Annotated in this window: 17 protein-coding genes; 6 read left to right on the plus strand and 11 right to left on the minus strand. The window is 60.4% G+C overall.

Going from position 1 to position 21,666, the window contains the following annotated elements; translation table 11 throughout:
* The first annotated feature begins 619 nt into the window (after positions 1-619).
* The 4 genes from lgt to RYC17_RS24380 all read left to right on the plus strand — a co-directional run bounded on the left by lgt (position 620) and on the right by RYC17_RS24380 (position 3,630).
* A complete protein-coding gene (gene lgt / locus RYC17_RS24365) occupies positions 620-1,432 on the plus strand; it encodes a prolipoprotein diacylglyceryl transferase (protein WP_003432384.1) in 813 nt (270 codons plus the stop codon).
* Between the two features lie 52 nt (positions 1,433-1,484).
* Positions 1,485-2,456 (plus strand): thymidylate synthase, encoded by a 972-nt coding sequence (locus RYC17_RS24370; protein ID WP_003405274.1) that lies wholly within the window; start codon positions 1,485-1,487, stop codon positions 2,454-2,456.
* 76 nt (positions 2,457-2,532) lie between these two features.
* On the plus strand, positions 2,533-2,730 hold the full coding sequence (locus RYC17_RS24375; protein WP_316904617.1) for a hypothetical protein: 198 nt from the start codon (positions 2,533-2,535) through the stop codon (positions 2,728-2,730).
* 3 nt (positions 2,731-2,733) lie between these two features.
* Positions 2,734-3,630, plus strand: coding sequence for a hypothetical protein (locus RYC17_RS24380; protein ID WP_316904618.1), 897 nt, complete (start codon positions 2,734-2,736; stop codon positions 3,628-3,630).
* Positions 3,631-3,651: 21 nt separating this feature from the next.
* On the opposite strand, the gene cadR is transcribed toward RYC17_RS24380, so the two are convergent.
* Positions 3,652-4,098, minus strand: coding sequence for a Cd(II)/Pb(II)-responsive transcriptional regulator (gene cadR, locus RYC17_RS24385; protein WP_004654994.1), 447 nt, complete (start codon positions 4,096-4,098; stop codon positions 3,652-3,654).
* Between the two features lie 85 nt (positions 4,099-4,183).
* Between cadR and RYC17_RS24390 the strand changes: the two genes are divergently transcribed.
* Entirely contained in the window at positions 4,184-6,442 is a 2,259-nt protein-coding gene (locus tag RYC17_RS24390) for a heavy metal translocating P-type ATPase (RefSeq protein ID WP_316904619.1), read from the plus strand.
* 185 nt (positions 6,443-6,627) lie between these two features.
* Here the strand turns inward: RYC17_RS24390 and hutG are convergent, their stop codons facing one another.
* The 9 genes from hutG to hutU form a co-directional block, all read right to left on the minus strand.
* The gene (hutG, locus tag RYC17_RS24395) at positions 6,628-7,428 is read right to left on the minus strand and encodes an N-formylglutamate deformylase (RefSeq protein ID WP_058401824.1); all 801 of its coding nucleotides are present in this window, start codon (positions 7,426-7,428) and stop codon (positions 6,628-6,630) included.
* 11 nt (positions 7,429-7,439) lie between these two features.
* Positions 7,440-8,645, minus strand: coding sequence for an imidazolonepropionase (hutI, locus tag RYC17_RS24400; protein WP_058401825.1), 1,206 nt, complete (start codon positions 8,643-8,645; stop codon positions 7,440-7,442).
* Positions 8,646-8,660: 15 nt separating this feature from the next.
* Complete coding sequence (locus tag RYC17_RS24405) at positions 8,661-10,037, minus strand: amino acid permease (protein ID WP_058401826.1); 1,377 nt, start codon at positions 10,035-10,037, stop codon at positions 8,661-8,663.
* 106 nt (positions 10,038-10,143) lie between these two features.
* On the minus strand, positions 10,144-11,691 hold the full coding sequence (hutH, locus tag RYC17_RS24410; protein WP_058401827.1) for a histidine ammonia-lyase: 1,548 nt from the start codon (positions 11,689-11,691) through the stop codon (positions 10,144-10,146).
* 55 nt (positions 11,692-11,746) lie between these two features.
* Positions 11,747-13,288: a histidine ammonia-lyase gene (gene hutH, locus RYC17_RS24415; RefSeq protein WP_316904620.1), complete on the minus strand. Its 1,542-nt coding sequence runs from the start codon at positions 13,286-13,288 to the stop codon at positions 11,747-11,749.
* A 12-nt stretch (positions 13,289-13,300) separates the two neighbouring features.
* Complete coding sequence (locus RYC17_RS24420; protein ID WP_007247035.1) at positions 13,301-14,131, minus strand: glycine betaine/L-proline ABC transporter ATP-binding protein; 831 nt, start codon at positions 14,129-14,131, stop codon at positions 13,301-13,303.
* The gene (locus tag RYC17_RS24425) at positions 14,128-14,979 is read right to left on the minus strand and encodes an ABC transporter permease (protein ID WP_058401829.1); all 852 of its coding nucleotides are present in this window, start codon (positions 14,977-14,979) and stop codon (positions 14,128-14,130) included. The genes RYC17_RS24420 and RYC17_RS24425 overlap by 4 nt, the downstream gene beginning before the upstream one ends.
* A 73-nt stretch (positions 14,980-15,052) precedes the next feature.
* Positions 15,053-16,021 carry an ABC transporter substrate-binding protein gene (locus tag RYC17_RS24430; RefSeq protein WP_316904621.1) on the minus strand — a complete coding sequence of 323 codons (969 nt, stop codon included), beginning with the start codon at positions 16,019-16,021 and terminating at the stop codon, positions 15,053-15,055.
* Positions 16,022-16,134: 113 nt separating this feature from the next.
* Positions 16,135-17,832, minus strand: coding sequence for a urocanate hydratase (hutU, locus tag RYC17_RS24435; RefSeq protein ID WP_058401845.1), 1,698 nt, complete (start codon positions 17,830-17,832; stop codon positions 16,135-16,137).
* A 652-nt stretch (positions 17,833-18,484) separates the two neighbouring features.
* On the opposite strand from hutU, the gene betT reads away from it, so the two are divergent.
* The gene (betT, locus tag RYC17_RS24440) at positions 18,485-20,440 is read left to right on the plus strand and encodes a choline BCCT transporter BetT (protein WP_206743391.1); all 1,956 of its coding nucleotides are present in this window, start codon (positions 18,485-18,487) and stop codon (positions 20,438-20,440) included.
* A gap of 166 nt (positions 20,441-20,606) precedes the next feature.
* Here the strand turns inward: betT and RYC17_RS24445 are convergent, their stop codons facing one another.
* Positions 20,607-21,653, minus strand: coding sequence for a LacI family DNA-binding transcriptional regulator (locus RYC17_RS24445; RefSeq protein ID WP_316904622.1), 1,047 nt, complete (start codon positions 21,651-21,653; stop codon positions 20,607-20,609).
* Between the last annotated feature and the right edge of the window lie 13 nt (positions 21,654-21,666).

Genomic DNA, 21,666 nt, shown 5'->3' on the forward strand with positions numbered 1-21,666 from the left:
CGGACGCAGAGCGTCCAGAACTGCATGCGACGCAGAGCGCCGCACGATAGTGAGGTGATCGTTCCTCACGCTCCAGCGTGGGAATGCCGTGGGTGATGCTCTGCGTCACAAATCTGCGCCGCGCCGCCCGCTCAAGATCGGACGCAGAGCGTCCAGAACTGCATGCGACGCAGAGCGCCGCACGATAGTGAGGTGATCGTTCCTCACGCTCCAGCGTGGGAATGCCGTGGGTGATGCTCTGCGTCACAAATCTGCGCCGCGCCGCCTGTTCAGGATCGGACGCAGAGCGTCCAGAACTGCATGCGACGCGGAGCGCCGCACGATAGTGAGGTGATCGTTCCTCACGCTCCAGCGTGGGAATGCCGTGGGTGACGCTCCGCGTCACAGATCTTCGTCGCGCCGCCTGTTCAGGATAGGACGCAGAGCGTCCAGAAAGGCGCTACCACGCGGAGCTTGGGAGCGATAACCCCGCTTCGTCACCGCCAGACACATCAGGTGCACCTTTTTTCACTTCGTTCAGCTGGCTTCCATCGGTAGCCGCTAGAGCATCCTGCCGGGCTCCGGTAACATGCGCGCCTGATTCAATCGCTCGCAAGGGTGTTCCAATTGAGGAGTCGCAATGCTGCCTTACCCGCAGATTGACCCGGTAGCCGTCGCTATCGGCCCGCTGCAAATTCACTGGTACGGGTTGATGTACCTGGTCGGCATCGGTGGCGCCTGGCTGCTCGCGTCGCGTCGTCTCAACAAATTCGACCCGACCTGGACCAAGGAAAAACTCTCCGACCTGATTTTCTGGCTGGCTATGGGCGTGATCGTCGGCGGGCGGCTGGGCTATGTGCTGTTCTACGACCTGTCGGCCTACATCGCCAATCCTCTATTGATATTCGAGGTCTGGAAGGGCGGCATGGCGTTCCATGGCGGCTTTGTCGGTGTGATGATTGCGGCCTGGTGGTTTGGCAAACGCAACGGCAAGAGCTTCTTCCAGCTGATGGACTTCGTCGCCCCGCTGGTGCCTATCGGCCTGGGTGCCGGGCGTATCGGCAACTTCATCAATGCTGAGCTGTGGGGCAAGCCGACCGACGTGCCGTGGGCCATGGTTTTCCCGCCGTTCAGCGACCCTGCGCAACTGGCGCGTCATCCTTCGCAGCTGTATCAGTTCGCACTGGAAGGCGTTGCGCTGTTCATCATCCTGAATCTGTACGCCCGCAAGCCGCGTCCGACCATGGCCGTTTCCGGCATGTTCGCGCTGTTCTACGGGATCTTCCGCTTTGTGGTCGAGTTCGTCCGCGTTCCTGACGCCCAGTTGGGCTACCTGGCGTGGGGCTGGGTGACCATGGGTCAGATCCTCAGCCTGCCGATGATCATTGCCGGTCTGTTCCTGATCTGGCTGGCCTACAAGCGCGAACCGTCTGCCAGCAAGGCAGCGGCTTAATACCGAAACGCCGGGTGTCAGCACCCGGCGCGTTCAACAAGGCAGGTGATTTATGAAGCAATATCTGGAACTGGTCGCACATGTGATCAAGCACGGGACCTTGCAAGCCAACCGTACCGGCGTGAACACCATCAGCTTTCCGGGTGCGATGCTGCGTTATGACTTGCAGGAAGGCTTTCCGGCCATCACCACACGGCGCATGGCCTTCAAATCGGCCATCGGCGAGATGGTCGGCTTCCTGCGTGGCGTGAACAATGCTGCCGAATTCCGCGAGCTGGGCTGCAAGGTCTGGGACCAGAACGCCAACGAAAACGCCCAGTGGCTGAACAACCCGTTCCGCAAGGGCGAGGATGACCTTGGCGAAATCTATGGCGTGCAGTGGCGCAAGTGGCCTGCCTACAAGCGTATCGATGCCGGCAATGTCGCAGCCATCGAACTGGCGCTTGGTCAGGGTTATCGCCAGATTGCCGAATCGGAAGAAGACGGTCAGTCGTTCGTAGTGCTGTACAAGGCCATCGACCAGATTCGCCAATGCGTCGACACCATCATCAATGACCCAGGCAGCCGCCGGATCCTGTTCCACGGCTGGAACTGCGCACAGCTCGATGAAATGGCCCTGCCGCCGTGCCACCTGCTGTACCAGCTGCACCCGAACCCGCAGACCCGCGAAATCTCGCTGACGCTGTACATCCGCTCCAACGACCTGGGTCTCGGGACGCCGTTCAACCTGACCGAAGGCGCCGCGCTGCTCAGCCTCATCGGCCGCCTTACCGGCTACACACCGCGCTGGTTCACCTACTTCATCGGTGACGCCCACGTTTACGAAAACCATCTGGACATGCTCAACGAGCAGATGACCCGCGAGCCGTACCCGATGCCGAAACTGGTCATTTCCGATCGTGTACCCGAGTTCGCCAAGACCGGTGTGTATCAACCTGAATGGCTGGAACTGATCGAGCCTTCGGACTTTTCACTGGAAGGCTATCAGCATCACCCGGCAATGACGGCGCCGATGGCGGTTTGAGCCCGTAAGAGAGCGAATTTAGCGCTGTGCTATAGTTTTGGCGTAAGTCCCCTGACCCTGTTCAATGGAATCGACTATGTTTTTCAATCGGATTGGACATCGTAGCGATACGAAGAAGGCTGAAGACGAGGCCTTCATGCAGGCAATCAAGAGCATCGACTCTCTGGTGGTAAGGGGTGGCCGCATGTCCATGGACGCCAAAGAAATCGAAGGCTTGGTTCGCTCCTCTCGCGACAAGGCTAAAAAACTGGTCACACCGCAAGCTGAATCCTGATAAATGGCTTTTTTACTTCTTCTGCCATTACTCGTCAGTGGCTTTTTGGTGTGCCTGAAGGATCCCACCGTTTACTGCAGGCTGCATCGCTATGAAGGCCAGATGCTTTACTTGCAGGTGGGGCGATACGGTATTTACTGCTTTGTAGCGGCCATGTGTATCACCGCAGTCCTTGCAGGACTGTTCTCGCATGACTGGGGTGTGTTGTGTCCCGAATGGCTGCAAACGGCAAACGCTGCCTCGCCAGTCTGTTTTGCCGTGAACACCGATTTCATGGGTGCTTTAAGTCAAGTAGGGCAGGATTTTGACATCGCTGGCAGGAATTTTAGCCAAGTGGGTGTGTTCCTTGCATTATCAGGTTTACTGACCTTTGTAATGCCAGACCTGGGGGCTTTTTTTACTGTCAGGATTCTCAAGTGGCAACTGGGCGCCAGTAAAAAAGAAGAAATTGTGGCCTATCTGCTGGGCGAGTCTGTAGATCACAGCCCTATCTGCTCGACTCTTTTCGATGCATTTGTCGAAAAGGATGAAGTGATGATCACGATGGCAGATCGAAAGGTCTACGTCGGCTACATCATGGATGTCGGAGCCCCTACCGAAGTGACGGGTGTGAATCAGGAGATTCTGCTCATTCCCACCGTCAGTGGCTATCGGGATAAAGACACCCTCAGAGTGGTGTACACGACCGATTATCCAAGCGACACACCGCTCAGGCCTATTGGTTTTCGGCAGGAAAATATCGTATCGATCAGCGTCTTCAGCGAGGAAGTACGCGAAGCGTTCAAGCGCGCTGATTCTGGGCGGGCGCGTGAAGAGGCAGCGAAAGAGAAAGCTGCCAAGGATCAGCTCGTAAAGGCGATCACTGAGCTTGTGGCGGTGGTGCAGGCTGCGCAGCGCTGAACCAGAGATTTCAAACCTGTCTCAATGCCCATGACTCCTCCCCACATGTGAAGCCTCGCCCTCTGGCGCTGCAACAGCGCCCGTCACTTCCAGTCTTTCCAGTATCGCGCAGTGCTCTGCCGCGCCATCGCTGCAGCGGCGGCGCAGGTCGAGTAGTTGTTCCTGAAGCGCTTGCAGGCTCGCGACCCGGGCGTTGACGTGTTCGATGTGTTCGTCGATCAGCGCGTTGACGCTTTCGCACTGGTCCTGCGGGCTGTCGCGCAGGCTGAGCAGGTTGCGGATTTCCTCCAGGGTCATGTCCAGGCTGCGGCAGTTGCGGATAAACGACAGGCGCTCCATGTGTGCCTGAGTGTACAGCCGGTAGTTGCCATCGCTGCGAGCAGGGGCGGGCAGCAGGCCTTCGCGCTCGTAATAGCGGATGGTTTCGACCTGTGTGTCAGTCAGTTTTGCCAGTTCGCCGATTTTCATTTGGACTCATCTCGTTTGAGTGCTTGACCCTATAGTGGCTACAGGGTGTTCACTTGGCAACAAGCAGAATCCTGGAGCGCAAAGAATGGGTACGACGGTCAAGACTTCCCCCGCACACGGCCATGATCACGACCATGATCACGGCGCACATACGCCTGAGCAAAAGCCCGTGGAGCATGCTCATGCGTGCTGCTCCAGCGATGCACAACCTGCTGTGGTGACCTTTAACGATGCGCCTGCATCAGGTAGTCGCTTGAGCAGCTTTCGTATCGAAGCCATGGATTGCCCGACCGAGCAAACGCTGATCCAGAACAAGCTGGGCAAGCTTGCCGGGGTGCAGAAGCTTGAGTTCAACCTGATCAATCGCCTGCTGGGCGTCTGGCACGATCTGCCGTCTACCGACCCGATTCGTGACGCCATCAGTTCGCTGGGCATGCAGGCCGAGCCGGTCGAGGAGGGCGCAGCGTCTGACCAGCCGGCTCCGGTCGTGAAGAAACACTGGTGGCCGCTGGCATTGTCCGGCGTTACTGCGCTGGGTGCTGAAGTGGTCCATCTGGCGTCACTCGGCCCTACCTGGGTCGTTGCGCTGCTGGCACTGGTGTCGATCTTCAGTTGTGGGCTGACGACCTACAAGAAGGGCTGGATCGCGCTCAAGAACTTCAACCTGAATATCAATGCCCTGATGAGCATTGCGGTGACCGGTGCAATTCTGATCGGGCAGTGGCCTGAAGCGGCAATGGTGATGTTTCTGTTCACCGTGGCCGAGTTGATCGAAGCCAAGTCCCTCGACCGTGCGCGCAACGCAATCAGCGGGCTGATGCAGTTAACGCCGGAACTGGCCACCGTTAAACAGGCGGATGGCAGTTGGCAGGAAATTGAAGCCAAAAACGTCGAAATTGGCGCTATTGTCAGAATCAAGCCAGGTGAGCGCGTCGGGCTCGACGGTGAGGTAGTGTCCGGTAACTCGACCATCGATCAAGCGTCGATCACAGGTGAAAGCCTGCCCGTCGAGAAGACTGTCGGCGACAAGGTCTTCGCGGGCACTATCAATCAGGCGGGATCGCTGGAATACCGTGTAACCGCTGCGGCGAACAATTCGACGTTGGCGCGCATCATCCATGCGGTTGAGGCGGCCCAGGGTTCACGCGCGCCGACCCAGCGCTTTGTCGACAGCTTCTCGCGCATCTATACGCCGGTGGTGTTCGTTGTCGCCTTGGGCGTGGCGCTGATTGCGCCGCTGTTTTTTGGCGGTGAGTGGTTTGACTGGGTCTACCGCGCGTTGGTGTTGTTGGTCGTCGCTTGCCCCTGTGCGCTGGTGATTTCTACGCCGGTGACCATCGTCAGTGGTCTGGCGGCAGCGGCGCGCAAAGGCATCCTGATCAAGGGCGGCGTTTATCTGGAAATGGGCGAGAAGCTTGATTACCTGGCCCTCGACAAGACCGGCACGCTGACCCACGGCAAGCCGGTGCAGACCGACTACGTACCGCTGGACCCGACGGTCGCCGACAGTGCGCCGGCTATTGCTGCGAGTCTTGCGGGTCGCTCCGATCACCCGGTTTCCCAGGCGATTGCCAAGGCGGCCGACGGCAGCCTGAAGCTGCATGAGGTCACGGCGTTTGAAGCCTTGGGTGGACGCGGTGTGAAGGGCGCAATCAACGGCCAGATGTACCACCTGGGCAACCATCGGCTGGTTGAAGAGCTGGGTCTGTGTTCGCCGGAGCTGGAGGCGAAGCTCGATGTTCTGGAAATGCAGGGCAAGACCGTGGTGCTGTTGCTGGACACCTCCGGTCCTATCGCGCTGTTTGCGGTGGCTGACACTGTCAAGGAAACCAGCCGTGAAGCCATCGCTCAGTTGCATGAACTGGGTATCAAGACCGTCATGCTGACTGGCGACAATCCGCACACCGCCAAGGCGATTGCCGACCAGGTCGGTATCGACGAAGCGCAAGGCAACTTGTTGCCTGCCGACAAGCTGAGTGCCATTGAGGCCCTTTATGCTCGCAACCATCGTGTGGGCATGGTGGGTGACGGCATCAATGATGCGCCCGCGCTGGCTCGGGCCGAGATTGGTTTTGCGATGGCGGCGGCAGGTACTGATACTGCCATCGAGACGGCAGATGTCGCCCTGATGGACGATGACCTGCGCAAGATACCGACGTTCATTCGCTTGTCCCGTCGGACCGCGGCAGTGCTCAAGCAGAACATCGTTCTGGCAATCGCGACCAAGGTGTTGTTTATCGGCATCACGTTTGCGGGCATGGCGACCATGTGGATGGCCGTGTTTGCCGACATGGGCGTGAGTTTGCTGGTGGTGTTCAACGGGCTGCGGTTGCTCAAGAAGTGATCAGTCGGCAGCGTTGAAGGGCGGACGCGGAGCGTCCAGAACGGCATTCCCACGCGGAGCATGGGAACGATAATCGGTGTTGCTATCGGCCGTCTTCGTGAGCAAGCTCACTCCCACAGAGGCATGGCTATCGCTCCCACGCTCCGCGTGGTAGCGCTTTTCTGGACGCTCTGCGTCCGACGTTGTCAGCCAAAGCGCTCCTGTCCCCAGGCGATGAAGGTTTCCAGCAACGGTTTCAGCACCGCGCGGGTCGGCTCGGCCAGGTCCGGGCGGTAGTGGAAGGGCACGAATTCGTCCATGTAGGTGCTTTGCGCCAGCTCCAGCTGTACTGCGTGGATGTTGTTGGCCGGGTTGCCGTAGTGGCGGGTGATGTGGCCGCCCTTGAAGCGTCCGTTCAACACATGGCTGTAGTCCTTGGCCGCTGCGCAGACCTGCTCCAGTCGGCTGGCCAGTTCCGGGTCGCAGCTCAGACCATTGAAGGTGCCCAGGTTGAAGTCCGGCAGGCGGCCGTCGAACAGGTGCGGGATGTGGCCGCGAATCGAGTGGGCGTCGAACAGCAGCGCATAACCGAACTCGTCACGCATGCGCTGCAGTTCCTGCTCCAGCGTCTGGTGATAGGGCGTCCAGATCTGTTGCAGATACCGCGCTCGTTCCTCGGCGCTGGGCGTCTGGCCGTCCTTGAACAGTGGCACGCCATCGAACAGGATCGACGGAAACAGGCCGGTGGTCGCACCGGCGTACATGGGCTTGTCGTCAGACGGCCTGTTGAGGTCGATGACAAAGCGCGAGTATTCGGCGGCCAGGGTGCTGGCGCCCAATTCAGCGGCGAAGTCATACAAACGCGGAATGTGCCAGTCGGTGTCCGGCAGGCTCAAGGCTTCGTCCACCAGCGCGGCTTCGACCACCGGGGTCAGTTTCAGACCGGCATGCGGCATGCTGATCAGCAGCGGAACGCGGCCACGTTTGAATGTCAGAACGTTATCCACAGGGCTCTCCTTCAGATCGATGATTCGACGCCGTGGCGCACGATACGTTTGTCCAGATCGCCGCCCAGCCAGTAGGCCAGATCAGCCGGCCGTTCAATGTTCCAGGCGATGAAATCCGCCACCTTGCCGACCTCCAGCGAGCCGTGGGTCGCGCTCATGCCCAACGCCCTGGCGGCATTGAACGTCACCCCCGCCAGTGCTTCTTCGGGCGTCATGCGAAACAGCGTGCAGGCCATGTTGAGCATCAGACGCAACGACAGCCCTGGCGAGGTGCCGGGGTTCAGGTCGGTGGAAATCGCAATCGGCACGCCGTGCTTGCGCAGCGCTTCCATCGGCGGCAGCTGTGTTTCACGGAGGAAGTAAAACGCCCCCGGCAGCAGCACTGCGACGGTCCCGGCAGCGGCCATGGCGACGGCATCGTCTTCGGTCATGAACTCCAGATGATCCGCCGACAGCGCCTTGTAACGTGCCGCGAGGCTTGACCCGCCCAGCGAAGAAAGCTGCTCGGCATGCAGTTTGACCGGCAGTGCCAGTTGCCCTGCGCTGATGAACACCTGCTCGACCTGCGCAGGTGAAAACGCCAGGTACTCGCAGAACGCATCCACGGCATCCACCAGCCCTTCGGCAGCCAGTGCTGGCAGCATGTCGTTGCAGATGTGATTGATATAGTCGTCGGCGCGATCGGCGTATTCCGGTGGCAGGGCGTGGGCGGCCAGACAGGTGGCGCGTACGGTGACCGGTTGGGTATTGCCCAGACGACGAATCACCCGCAGGATCTTGCGCTCGTTTTCCAGGTCCAGCCCATAACCTGACTTCATCTCGACGGTAGTCACGCCGTCCTTGAGTAAGTGCCGCAAGCGCCGCTCGGCACTGGCGTACAGCTCGTCTTCACTGGCCGCACGAGTAGCGCGCACCGTGCTTGCAATACCGCCGCCTGCTGCGGCGATCTCGGCGTAGCTCACACCCTGCAGACGCTGTTCGAACTCACCGCTGCGGTTGCCGCCAAACACGGTGTGCGTGTGGCAGTCGATCAGGCCGGGCGTCACCCATGCGCCGCCCAGATCGATGCAGTTGTCATGCTCCTGCTCGGCCAGCTCGGTTTCAGGCCCGATCCACTCGATGAGCGCTCCGGAGGTCACGATGGCGGCATCCTCGATGATCGAGTATTTGCCGTGCGCCATGCTTGCGATGTGACAGTGTTTCCAGAGCGTTTTCATTCCGGGCCTCTTTGGTCAGTGGGGTTTGTTGAGCGCCTTTGGCTTGACCCACACCCCGTAGGCGATGAGCAGCAGCACAATCCAGATTGCGCCGACGATCAAGGCTGCACGGTTGTCCGGGAAATAACCCAGCACGCCGAAGATGAACAGCATGAAGACGATGGCGGCGGCCGGCCCGTAAGGCCAGAACGGCACCGCGAATTTCAGTTGTGCGGCCTCTTCGCGGCTCATCGAACGGCGCATGGCAACCTGCGTCAGCAGAATCATCAGCCAGACCCAGACCGTGGCAAATGTTGCCAGCGAAGCGATCAGCAGGAACACGTCTTTGGGAATCAGGTAGTTGAGCAGCACGCCGCCCAGCAACGCGATGCCCATGACCAGCACGGTCATCCACGGCACGCCATGCCGCGACACGCGGGCAAAGCTCGCGGGTGCCTGACCGTCACGGGCCAGGCCATACATCATGCGCCCGGCGCCGAAGATGTCGCTGTTGATGGCCGACACCGCAGCAGAGATGACCACGATATTGAGGATAGTCGCCGCCGACGCAATGCCCAGATTGTCGAAAATCTGCACGAACGGGCTGCCTTGGGTGCCGATCTGCGGCCACGGGTAAATGCACATCAGCACAAACAGTGTCAGCACATAGAACAGCAGAATGCGCAGCGGTACGGCGTTGATCGCCTGTGGCAGGCTGCGTTGCGGGTCTTTGGCTTCGCCTGCAGTGATGCCGATGATTTCGATGCCGCCGAAGGCAAACATCACCACCGCAAACGAGGCGATCAGGCCAGTGACGCCGTTGGGCATGAAGCCGCCGTGCGCCCACAGGTTGCTGATGCCGATTTCGGTGCCGCTGGTCGAGCTGCCGATGCCGAAGATCATGATGCCGAAGCCGGCGACGATCATGGCCACGATGGCGCTGACCTTGAGGATCGACAGCCAGAATTCGGTTTCGCCGAAGACTTTCACATTACACAGGTTGAGCGCGCCGATGAGAAAGACGATGCCCAGCACCCAGATCCAGCGCGGCACCTCCGGAAACCAGAAGCCCATGTAGATGCCGAATGCGGTCACGTCGGCGAGGCAGACGATGATCATTTCGAACGCGTAGGTCCAGCCGAGCACGAAGCCGGCCAGCGGGCCCATGTAGCGCGTGGCGTAATGGCTGAACGAACCGGACACCGGGTCGTGGACCGCCATTTCGCCGAGCGCGCGCATCACCATGTACACCGCCGCGCCGCCGATCAGGTACGCCAGCAGTACGGCAGGCCCGGCCTGTTGAATCGCCGAGGCCGAGCCGTAGAACAACCCTGTGCCGATGGCAGAGCCCAGGGCCATGAAGCGTATGTGGCGGGCGGATAACCCGCGTTTCAAACCATCTTGTGACGTCATTTCAGGTCCATTTCATTACATACAGGTATGGCAAAAGCCGCGAAAACGCCTGCAACCGGCTTCCCGCAGCAATGACCAAAGCGAGCCCTGCCAGGCTCGCGGTACATCACAAACTCGGTAGCAGACGTGCAGGAACCAGCGGGTTCAGGCAAGTGGAGGACAACAGCTGACTGGCAGCTTCGATGTCCGGTGCAAAAAAACGGTCCTTTTCATAGAACGGGACCTTGCTGCGCAACAGGCTGCGGGCTTGCTCCAGCTTCGGAGAGGTTTTCAGACCCTCACGCAAGTCCAGACCCTGGCAGGCAGCCAACCATTCTACGGCAAGAATCCCACGAACGTTTTCTGCCATTTCCCATAACCGCTTGCCAGCGGCCGGGGCCATCGACACATGGTCTTCCTGATTGGCTGATGTCGGCAGGCTGTCGACGCTGTGCGGATGAGCCAGCGCCTTGTTTTCACTGGCCAGCGCGGCGGCCGTGACCTGCGCGATCATGAAGCCGGAATTGACGCCTCCGTTGGCGACCAGGAAGGGCGGCAGTTGCGACATGTGCTTGTCCATCATCAGCGAAATACGCCGTTCGCTAAGCGAGCCGATCTCGGCAATGGCCAGTGCCAGATTGTCTGCGGCCATGGCGACCGGCTCGGCGTGAAAATTGCCACCGGATATGACGTCGTTCTCGGCGGCGAACACCAGCGGGTTGTCGGACACCGCATTGGCTTCGATTTCCAGCACTTCGGCGGCCTGCCGCAACTGGGTCAGGCATGCGCCCATGACCTGCGGCTGGCAGCGCAGCGAGTAGGGGTCCTGAACCTTGTCGCAGTTGCGGTGCGACTCGGACACGCCACTGCTTTCGCCGAGCAAATCGCGGTAGCAGGCAGCGGCATCGATCTGCCCGCGCTGACCGCGTGCGGCGTGAATGCGTGCGTCGAACGGCGAGCGTGAGCCGAGCACGGCTTCGACGGTCAGCGAGCCACAGGTCAACGCCGCAGCGAACAGGTCTTCGCCCTCGAACAAGCCGCGCAGTGCATACGCGGTGGACACTTGCGTACCGTTGAGCAGCGCCAGTCCTTCCTTGGCGGCAAGGGTGAGCGGTTGTAGTCCCGCGACAGCCAATGCATCGACAGCATTCAGCCATTCGCTCTTGTAACGCGCCTTGCCTTCGCCCAACAGCACCAGCGACATGTGCGCCAGTGGAGCCAGGTCACCCGAAGCGCCGACCGAACCCTTGAGCGGAATATGCGGATAGACCTCGGCATTGATCAGCGCGATCAACGCATCGATCACCACCCGACGAATACCCGAGAAGCCACGGCTCAGGCTGTTGACCTTGAGCACCATGATCAAGCGCACCAGATCATCGCTGATCGGCTGACCGACACCGGCTGCATGCGACAGCACCAGCGAACGCTGCAGGTTTTCCAGGTCCTCGCTGGCGATTCGCGTCGAGGCCAGCAAGCCGAAACCGGTGTTGATGCCGTAGGCGGTGCGGTTCTCGGCCAGAATGCGTTCGACACAGGCGACGCTGTCGTCGATCTGCTGGTCTGCGCTGCTGTCCAGCGTCAGGCTGACCGGCTGCTGATGAATGGCGCGCAATTGCGCCAGGGTCAGTTGGCCGGGGATCAGGTTCAGCGTCTTGGCAGATAAGGTGGTCACGATGCAGCTACTCCTTGATTGATGTCAGCAACGGCGTGTGGCCGTCAGCCGCTTTTTATAGGTTTGCCGCATGATCGCGGCAGTGCTGGAAAACCCTTTCCAGCGATGTTGCATCTTTGAGCAGGGCCGCGCTGCTGGCGATATCAGGGGCCAGCCAGCGGTCTTCATCGTAGGCCGGGATGCGCTCGCGCAGCAGTCGCCACGCAGCCGCCGTACCCACGCCAAACCCTTGCGCCTTGAGGAATTCGAATGCCTGGGCCGCCAGCAAATACTCGATGGCGAGAATCTGTGTGACGTTACCCAGCACCTTGTGCAGCTTCAGTGCGGCGCTGGTGCCCAGGCTCAGATGGTCTTCCTGCAGGCCGGAGGTGACGTAGTTGTCGACCACCGCCGGTTGCGCCATCTGGCGATTTTCCGCGCACAGCGAGGCGGCGACGTACTGAACGATCATCATCCCCGAATTGACCCCCGGCTGACTGACCAGAAACGCCGGCAGGCCGCTGACCATCGGGTTGATCAGGCGGTCGAGACGTCGCTCGGCGATGGAGCCCAGTTCTGCCAGCGCCATGCACAGCAAGTCTGCCGCCATCGCCACCGACTGGCCATGCGGGTTGGCCTGGGACACCACGCGCCAGTCATCGGGCGTGCCGAGAAGCATGGGGTTGTCGGTGACCGAGTTCAGTTCGGTCTCGATCTGGCGGGTGGCATGAGCCAGTTGGTCACGGGTTGCGCCATGCACTTGGGGAATCGAGCGGATGCTCAGCGCGTCCTGAGTACGAATGCCCTGGCTGCTGGCAAGCACTTCGCTGCCCGCCAACACACTGCGCAGGTTCTTGCCCACCTGCTGCATACCGGGATGCGGCTTGAGGGCAAGAATGCTTTCATCGAATGCATCCAGCTGACCGCCCAGGGCTTCGAAGGTCATCGCACCGATCACGTCGGCCCATTGGCTCAGGCGCTCGGCATCGGCGATGGCCAGGCAGCTCAGGCCGGTCATGCACGGCGTGCCATTGACCAGACACAAGCCGTCTTTGGCACCGAGCCGCACCGGGCGCAGACCTTCCTCGTCCAGCGCTTGCTGCGCCGCGACGATTTGCCCGCGATAACTGACCTGACCGACGCCCAGCAAGGCGATGCCGACGTGCGCCATGTGGGTCAGGTAACCCACCGAACCCTGCGATGGCACGTGTGGCGTAATACCCCGGTTGAGCAGGGCCAGCAGTGCTTCGACCACTTGCCGGTGAATGCCGGATTTGCCCTGGCTGTAATTGAGGATTGCGGCGCAGATGATTGCGCGAGTCTGCTCGTCGGCCAGCGGCGCACCGACGCCGCAGGCATGGCTGAGCAGGGTATTGCGTGACAGGCGACTGAGCTGTTCGCCTTGCAGCGACACGTTGCACAGCGCGCCAAGCCCGGTGTTCACACCATAGGCGCGTTCGCCGCTGGCGACGATCTGCTGCACGATGGCCTGCGCGTTATCGATCCGCGCCCAGGCGGCATCCGACAGCACCAGTTGCGCGCCATGCCGGGCCACGGCGACCACGTCCTGCCAGCCTGCAGGTGCTTCACCGATGACGATCTTTTCTGCTCGCGACATCTGCAACGGTCCTTAAAGGGTGGCCACGCGGCGCTGAACGAAACGGTCCACGTAATCGTCGGCGGGCGAGTGAAGGATTTCTTTCGGTGTACCGACCTGAATCAATCGGCCGTCCTTGAGGATCGCGATGCGATTGCCGATGCGTACCGCTTCGTCCAGGTCGTGGGTAATGAACACGATGGTCTTGTGCAGGCTGGCTTGCAGTTCCAGCAACTGGTCCTGCATTTCGGCGCGAATCAACGGGTCGAGGGCGCTGAAGGCTTCGTCCATGAGGATGATGTCGGTGTCGGCGGCCAGTGCTCGTGCCAGACCGACGCGCTGGCGCATGCCACCGGAAAGCTGGTGCGGGTATTTGTTTTCGTAGCCCTTCAGGCCAACGGTCGTGACCCAGTGCTGCGCGCGTTCCTGGCATAGCGCCTTGCTCTCGCCGCGCACTTTCAGGCCGTATGCGACGTTGGCCAGCACGGTCTTGTGCGGCAGCAGGCCGAAGCTCTGGAACACCATGCTGATCTTGTGCCTACGGAATTGGCGCAGCGCCTCCATGTCGTAGCGCAGGATGTCTTCACCATCAACCAGAATCTCGCCGCTGGTAGGGTCGATCAGGCGGTTGAAGTGGCGTACCAGCGTCGATTTGCCGGAACCGGACAGGCCCATGATGACGAAGATTTCGCCACTGCCGATCGACAGCGACAGGTCGTTGACCCCGACCACGCAACCGGTTTGCGCCAGTACCTGATCCTTGCTCTGGTTCTGCTTGATCAGCGCCAGTGCTTCCTTTGAGCGGTTGCCAAAAATCTTGAATACGTTTTTAACGACGATCTTGTTCGGTTCCACGCTGCTCATTTGTGCGCCTCATGCCGTGGGCGGCCATAGGCCTGCGTGATTCGGTCGATGACGACCGCCAGAATGACAATGGCCAGACCCGCTTCCAGCCCGCGTCCGACGTTGAGCGTCTGAATGCCCACCAGCACGTCTTCACCCAGCCCGCGTGCGCCGATCATCGAGGCGATGACCACCATCGACAGCGCCATCATGGTGGTCTGGTTGATACCGGCCATGATGCTCGGCATCGCCAGCGGCAGTTGCACGCCGAACAGTTGCTGCCAACGGTTGGCGCCGAAGGCGTTGATGGCTTCCATCACTTCACCGTCAACCTGACGAATGCCCAGGTCGGTCAGACGAATCAGCGGCGGTGCGGCGTAAATCACGGTGGCGAAGATGGCCGGGACCTTGCCCAGGCCGAACAGCATAAGCACCGGAATCAGGTAAACGAAGCTGGGCATGGTCTGCATGATGTCCAGCAACGGCATCAGCACCGAGCGCAGGCGATTGCTGCGCGCGGAGAGAATGCCCAGTGGAATGCCGATCAGTACCGCAATGATCGTGGCGACCAGCATCAGCGCCAATGTCTGCATCAGCTTGTCCCACAACCCGACCGCGCCGACCAGAAACAGCAGGCCGACGATCACCACCGTGGTGACGATTTTGCGCGTCGCGTGCCAGGCGATACCGCCGACGATCATCAGCATCAGCCACCACGGAGCCATGCGCAGCAGGCTTTCGAGGTTGACGATGGCCCATAGCAGGGTGTCGGAGATGTGCCGGAACACATCGCCATACTGCGTGACCAGTGAGTCGACGCCATCGTTGACCCAGTTGGCGATCGAGAAAGTGAAGCTTTCAGGAAACATAAGCGGCTCTCAAATGAGGTGTGTCGGGTCAACGTCAGGGCAGTCGGACTTGTCAGTCCGACTGCCCTTTCGTTTACAGCGAAGCGTCCACCTTTTTCGCGGCGTCTTCGCTGACCCATTTGTGCCAGACTTCGGGGTGCTCTTTCAGGAAAATCTTCGCCAGCTTCGGCGATTCGATGCGTTCCTTGGCCATGCGCCCCAGGTTCTGGTTGAGCAGGTCGATAGGCAGGTTGACCTTTTCCAGGATGGCGACCAGTTCAGGGGCCTCATCGTGGAACACTTTGGATACGCCAACCTTGATATCGATGGTCTTGTTGACCCCGGCTTTCTCCTCCAGACGCACCAGATCCACCTGGCCCATGAGTGGGGTCGGCGACCAGTAGTAGGTCAGGATCGGTTCGCCACGTTTGTAGCTGGACAGAATAGCCGCATCCAGCGCAGGGCCGGTGCCCGGGCGGAAGTTGGTGTATTTGCTTTCCAGGCCATAGCTCTTGAGCATTTCGCTGTTTTCCAGCTCGCAGGTCCAGCCAGCCGGGCAGTTGTAGAAGCGGCCTTTGCCGGGTTCTTCCTGATCCTTGAACACCGCCGAATACTGGGCCAGATCGCTGATGGATTTCAGGTTCGGCGCCTTGGCTTCAAGCTTGCGTTTGGCATCGCCTTCGATCACGTAACGCGGCACGTACCAGCCCTCGACTGCGCCGACGATGGGTGCGCCGACACCGACCACTTTTCCGGCTGCGGCTGCCTTGTTCCAGACTTCGCTACGGCCGACCCATTCTTCGGCAAAGATCTGGATATCGTTGGTGCCCAGGGCGTTTTCCATGGCGATGGAGTTACCGGGCAGGGCGTCCACGGCGCAGCCGTAACCCTTGTCCAGAACGACCTGCAGAATGTCGGTCAGCAGCATCGCGCTTTCCCAGTTGAGACCGGCGAATTTCACCGGCTTGCCTGATTCGCACCAGCCGGCAGCCTGACTTGCGCCTGCGCTGGCGAGCAGGCCAGCGGATACCAAGGTGGTCAGCAGGGCCTTTTTCATATTCATTGTCGATGCTCCTAAGCCTGAAATGGATGACGGCAGCTTCAAGTAGGCATCCGGCCCGTGGGCATGCTCATGCCCGTCCCCGACGTGTGCCGGCCTGATGGCCGGCAACGTTGTCAACGTCCGATCATTGGCAGGTTCAAGCCCTGCTCTTTGGCACAATCGATAGCGATGTCGTAACCGGCATCGGCATGACGCATCACCCCGGTGGCCGGGTCGTTGTGCAATACGCGGGCGATACGCTCGGCGGCTTCATCCGTACCGTCGCAGACGATCACCATGCCGGAATGCTGCGAGAAGCCCATGCCGACGCCGCCACCGTGGTGCAGCGAGACCCAGGTCGCACCGCTGGCGGTATTGAGCAGGGCATTGAGCAGCGGCCAGTCGGAGACGGCATCGGAGCCATCGCGCATGGATTCGGTCTCGCGGTTGGGGCTGGCGACCGAGCCGGAGTCCAGGTGGTCGCGGCCGATTACCACCGGTGCCGACAACTCGCCACTGCGGACCATTTCGTTGAAGGCCAGGCCCAGCTTGGCGCGCTGGCCCAGACCGACCCAGCAGATACGCGCTGGCAAACCCTGAAAGCTGATGCGCTCGCGGGCCATGTCCAGCCAGTTGTGCAGGTGCTCGTCATCCGGGATCAGCTCTTTGACCTTGGCGTCGGTCTTGTAGATGTCCTGCGGATCGCCCGACAGCGCGGCCCAGCGGAACGGCCCGATGCCACGGCAGAACAGCGGACGGATGTAGGCGGGCACGAAACCCGGGAAATCGAAGGCATTGGTGACGCCGACTTCCTTGGCCATCTGGCGAATGTTGTTGCCATAGTCGAAGGTCGGAATGCCGGCTTGCTGGAAGGCGAGCATGGCTTCGACGTGTTCGGCCATCGATTGCTTGGCCGCCTTGACCACACTGGCCGGCTCGCTGACCGAGCGGGCACGGTACTCGTCCCAGGTCCAGCCTTTGGGCAGGTAGCCATTGAGCGGGTCGTGGGCGCTGGTCTGGTCGGTGACCATGTCCGGGCGCACACCGCGACGGACCATTTCCGGCAGGATGTCCGCCGCGTTGCCACACAGGGCGATGGAGATGGCTTTGCCTTCGGCCGTGTATTTCGCGATACGCGCCAGTGCGTCATCGAGATCAGCGGCCTGTTCGTCGACGTAGCGGGTCTTGATGCGGAAATCGATACGGCTCTGCTGGCATTCGATGTTCAGCGAGCAGGCCCCGGCCAATGTCGCGGCCAGCGGCTGCGCGCCACCCATGCCGCCCAAACCTGCGGTCAACACCCAGCGGCCCTTGAGGTTGCCGTCATAGTGCTGGCGACCGGCTTCGACGAAGGTTTCGTAAGTGCCTTGCACGATGCCCTGGCTGCCGATGTAGATCCAGCTGCCGGCGGTCATCTGGCCATACATGGCCAGGCCCTTGGCATCCAGTTCGTTGAAGTGCTCCCAGCTGGCCCAGTGCGGCACCAGGTTGGAGTTGGCGATCAATACGCGCGGGGCGTTGCTGTGGGTCTTGAACACGCCGACCGGCTTGCCGGACTGCACCAGCAGGGTCTCATCATCGTTGAGCTGAGTGAGGCTTTCGACGATTTTGTCGTAGCACTCCCAATTACGCGCGGCGCGGCCGATGCCACCGTAAACCACCAACTCGTTGGGGTTCTCGGCAACTTCCGGGTCGAGGTTGTTCATCAACATGCGCAGAGGCGCTTCGGTCATCCAGCTTTTGGCCGTCAATTGGGTGCCGCGAGCAGCCCGTACGACGCCTTCGCGGTGGCGGGTCCAGTCCTGCTTCAGGTCTTGATTATTCTCGGTCACAAAAAAATCCTCGGCGATCAATTCGAACCAGCCCGTTGAAGGGCGAGCAGTGCCTGGCGAAGCAGGCCGATTCAGTCCGGTAGAAAGACAGAATGTCTAGCCTGTCTCTACTTGTACATACAAGCATATGCAATCAGAAGACCAACTTTACCCGGCGGCTATTCATTGATCGTTCGATGGCCCTGCGGCTCAGTATTTTCAGGGGGTAGCGGACTTTTCCGAACCGGCGAACAAATGTGTGAGGCGAGGTCAGGCCTGTTACCTGAAGCGTGATTTGCGCGCTTTTGGGGCGGGAGGTAACAGAATGGTGCGGGAAATATGCGCAGGGTCGCCGGGTCAACACCGGTTATTTATCGATGCCTGCAAAGTCCCTGTCGGGAGGGCCTGAATTGTGTCGCCTGAGGATGGGAACGATCCCGCTCAAGCATGCGTCATACCCAAGCCTGAGCGAGCATTCACTGGCCCCCGATTAGTCTTTACGGGCACTTTCATGTTTAAATTGAACGCTCGTTCAAGTTAAACCGGTGGTTCGCTGCCCGCTCACAACAGGAGGCTTACCCTTGCCGTATCCGCTTTTTGCAGTTGGTTTTATCAGTCCGGAGGCACGCAACCGATGAGTTCTCCGAGTACTTCTTCAAGCGGCAACGTCCGCATGAACGCTCCAGTGTTCTACTTCGCTGCGAGCTTTATTCTGATTTTCGGCATCGTTGTCATTGCCTTCCCGCAAGCCAGCGGAGAATGGCTGCTGGCGGCGCAAAACTGGGCGGCCAATACGGTCGGCTGGTACTACATGATGGTCATGACCCTGTATCTGGTCTTCGTGGTGGTCACCGCCTTGTCGGGCTTCGGCAAGATCAAGCTCGGTGCCGACCACGACGAACCCGAGTTCAGTTACCTGTCATGGGCCGGCATGCTGTTCGCCGCGGGGATCAGCATCACGCTGTTCTTCTTCTGCGTTTCAGAACCGCTGACACACCTTCTGCAACCGCCGCAGGGCGAAGGCGGTACGGCTGAGGCAGCGCGTCAGGGCATGCAGTTGCTGTTTCTGCACTGGGGCCTGCATGGCTGGGGCGTGTTCGCCTTTGTCGGCATGGCGCTGGCCTACTTCGCTTATCGCCACAACCTGCCGCTGGCCCTGCGTTCGGCGCTGTACCCGCTGATCGGCAAGCGCATCAATGGCCCTATAGGCTATGCAGTCGATGGCTTCGGCATCATTGCGACCATCTTCGGCTTGGGCGCAGACATGGGCTTCGGGGTACTGCACCTCAATTCCGGTCTGGATTACCTGTTTGGCGTGGCGCATACCCACTGGATTCAGGTCGGTCTGATTACCCTGATGATGGGCGCGGCGATTCTGGTCGCGATAGCTGGTGTCGACAAGGGCGTGCGCGTCATGTCCGACATCAACATGCTGCTGGCCTGTGCGCTGCTGCTGTTCGTGCTGTTTGCCGGCCCGACCCAGCACTTGCTCAACACGCTGGTGCAGAACATCGGGGACTACCTGGGTGCGTTGCCGAGCAAGAGCTTCGACGTCTACGCCTATAACGAGCCGAGTGACTGGCTGGGCGGCTGGACCGTGTTCTATTGGGCCTGGTGGATTGCCTGGGCGCCATTCGTGGGCCTGTTCATTGCGCGTATTTCCCGTGGCCGGACCATTCGCGAGTTCGTCTTCGGCGTGCTGTTGATTCCGCTGGGCTTCACCCTGGCGTGGATGTCGATCTTCGGCAACAGCGCCATCGATCAGGTGCTCAACCACGGCATGACTGCGCTGGGCCAGTCGGCCATTGATGATCCATCGATGACCCTGTATCTGCTGCTGGAAACCTATCCGTGGAGCAAGACCGTCATTGCGGTCACGGTATTTATCAGCTTTGTGTTCTTTGTCACCTCTGCCGATTCGGGCACGGTGGTGCTGTCGACACTGTCAGCCAAAGGCGGCAACCCTGACGAAGACGGTCCGAAATGGCTGCGGGTGTTCTGGGGTGTGGCGACTGCACTGATCACCAGCGGCCTGCTGTTCTCGGGCAGTATCGATGCGCTGAAATCGGCGGTGGTGCTGACGTCGCTGCCGTTCTCGCTGATCCTGCTACTGATGATGTGGGGCCTGCACAAAGCGTTCGTCATGGAATCCCAGCGCCAGATTGCGCAACTGTATTCGCTGGCACCAGTGTCCGGCTCACGACGTGGCGGCTGGCGTCAGCGTCTGAGCCAGGCCGTGCATTACCCGTCGCGAGACGAGGTGTATCGCTTTCTTGACCAGACCGTGCGTCCGGCCATTGACGAAGTGACGGCGGTGTTTGTCGAGAAGGGCTTGAGCGTGGTCAACGTACCTGACCCGTCCAACGACTCGGTGACTCTGGAAATCGGTCACGGCGAAGAGCGTCCGTTCATCTATCAGGTGCAGATGAAAGGCTTCTTCACCCCTTCGTTCGCCCGTGGCGGCATGGGCTCCAAGCAATTGAACAACCGCCGCTACTACCGTGCTGAGGTTCACTTGAGCGAAGGCAGTCAGGACTACGACCTGGTGGGCTACACCAAGGAACAGGTCATCAACGACGTGCTCGACCAGTACGAGCGGCATATGCAGTTTCTGCATCTGGTGCGGTGATAGGGGCGTTGGGGGCGGTTACAGCTATCGTCCCTCACGCTCTGCGCCGCGCCTCATGTCCAGGAGAGGACGGGAGCGTCCAGAACGGCATGCGACGCGGAGCGTCGCACGATGGCTGACGTCATCGTTCTCCACGCTCCAGCGTAGGCGCGAGATTGTTTAGGGCTCATGTACTCTCGCGCTCCACCAATCTGCACTCCAGCAAATTCAGCCGCTGTATGTCTCCCTCCACCGGCAACACGCCAAGGCTTTCAAGCACACGCGTTGCGGCCAGTACGCCGATCTCCAGCGCTGGCGGTTTGATGGTGGTCAGGCTAGGGAGCATCATTTCTGCGAAGGCGTAATCGCCAAAGCCCATCACGGCACAATCCTTCGGTATATGCAGGCCTGCGCGCTGACTGGCGAGCAGGGCGCCGGCTGCCAGGTTGTCGTTGGCGAAGAAGATGGCGTCGGGGCGCGGTGTTTGGCTCATTAGTGTTTCTATGGCCTGTTTGCCTGCTTCGAACGGCGCCCGTCCGGCGTCCGGGACAAAGACCCACGGTTTGATGCCGAGCCCTTCAAGTGTGGCGATATAGCCGTCACGCCGCTCCAGTGCGCTGAAGTCGCCTGCAATGCTGTTCTGCACGAACGCGATGCTGCGGTAGCCCTTGTCGTACAAATAGCGGGCTGCCGTCACGCCGACCTCATAGTGAGAAAAGCCAATCTGGATCGGGCTGCGTTCGGGCTGGTGGTCCCAGGTTTCGATCACCGGGACATCGGTCTGCTCGATCATTTTCTCGGTAGCCGGGCTGTGGAAACGACTGGTCAGCACCAGTGCTGCCGGTGACCAGCCCAGAAACGCCCGCACTGCGCTTTCTTCCTGTTCGGCGGAAAAGTAGCTGGAGGCCAGCAGCAACTGGAAACCGTGCTGGCTCAGCGTGTCGCTGAAACCCTGAATGGTGTTGGCGAAGATCGGCCCGGAGATGTTGGGAATCACCATCGCTACTACCCGGCTGCGCGCCGACGCCAGGCCGCCTGCCACCAGATTGGGCACATAGCCCAGCGCATTGACCACGGCTGCAATTCGCTCACGCAGTTCAGGCGAGACTTGCTCCGGCTGATTGAAATAGCGCGATACGGTAATGGCCGAGACACCGGCCTCACGCGCCACTGCCGTGATCGTCACCCGGCCTGCGCCTCGGCGTTTGCGTGTCGCGGGTTTCTCGTCGGCCATGCTCGATCACTTC

The organism is Pseudomonas syringae group sp. J248-6, from assembly GCF_032586995.1.
GTDB lineage: Bacteria > Pseudomonadota > Gammaproteobacteria > Pseudomonadales > Pseudomonadaceae > Aquipseudomonas > Aquipseudomonas amygdali.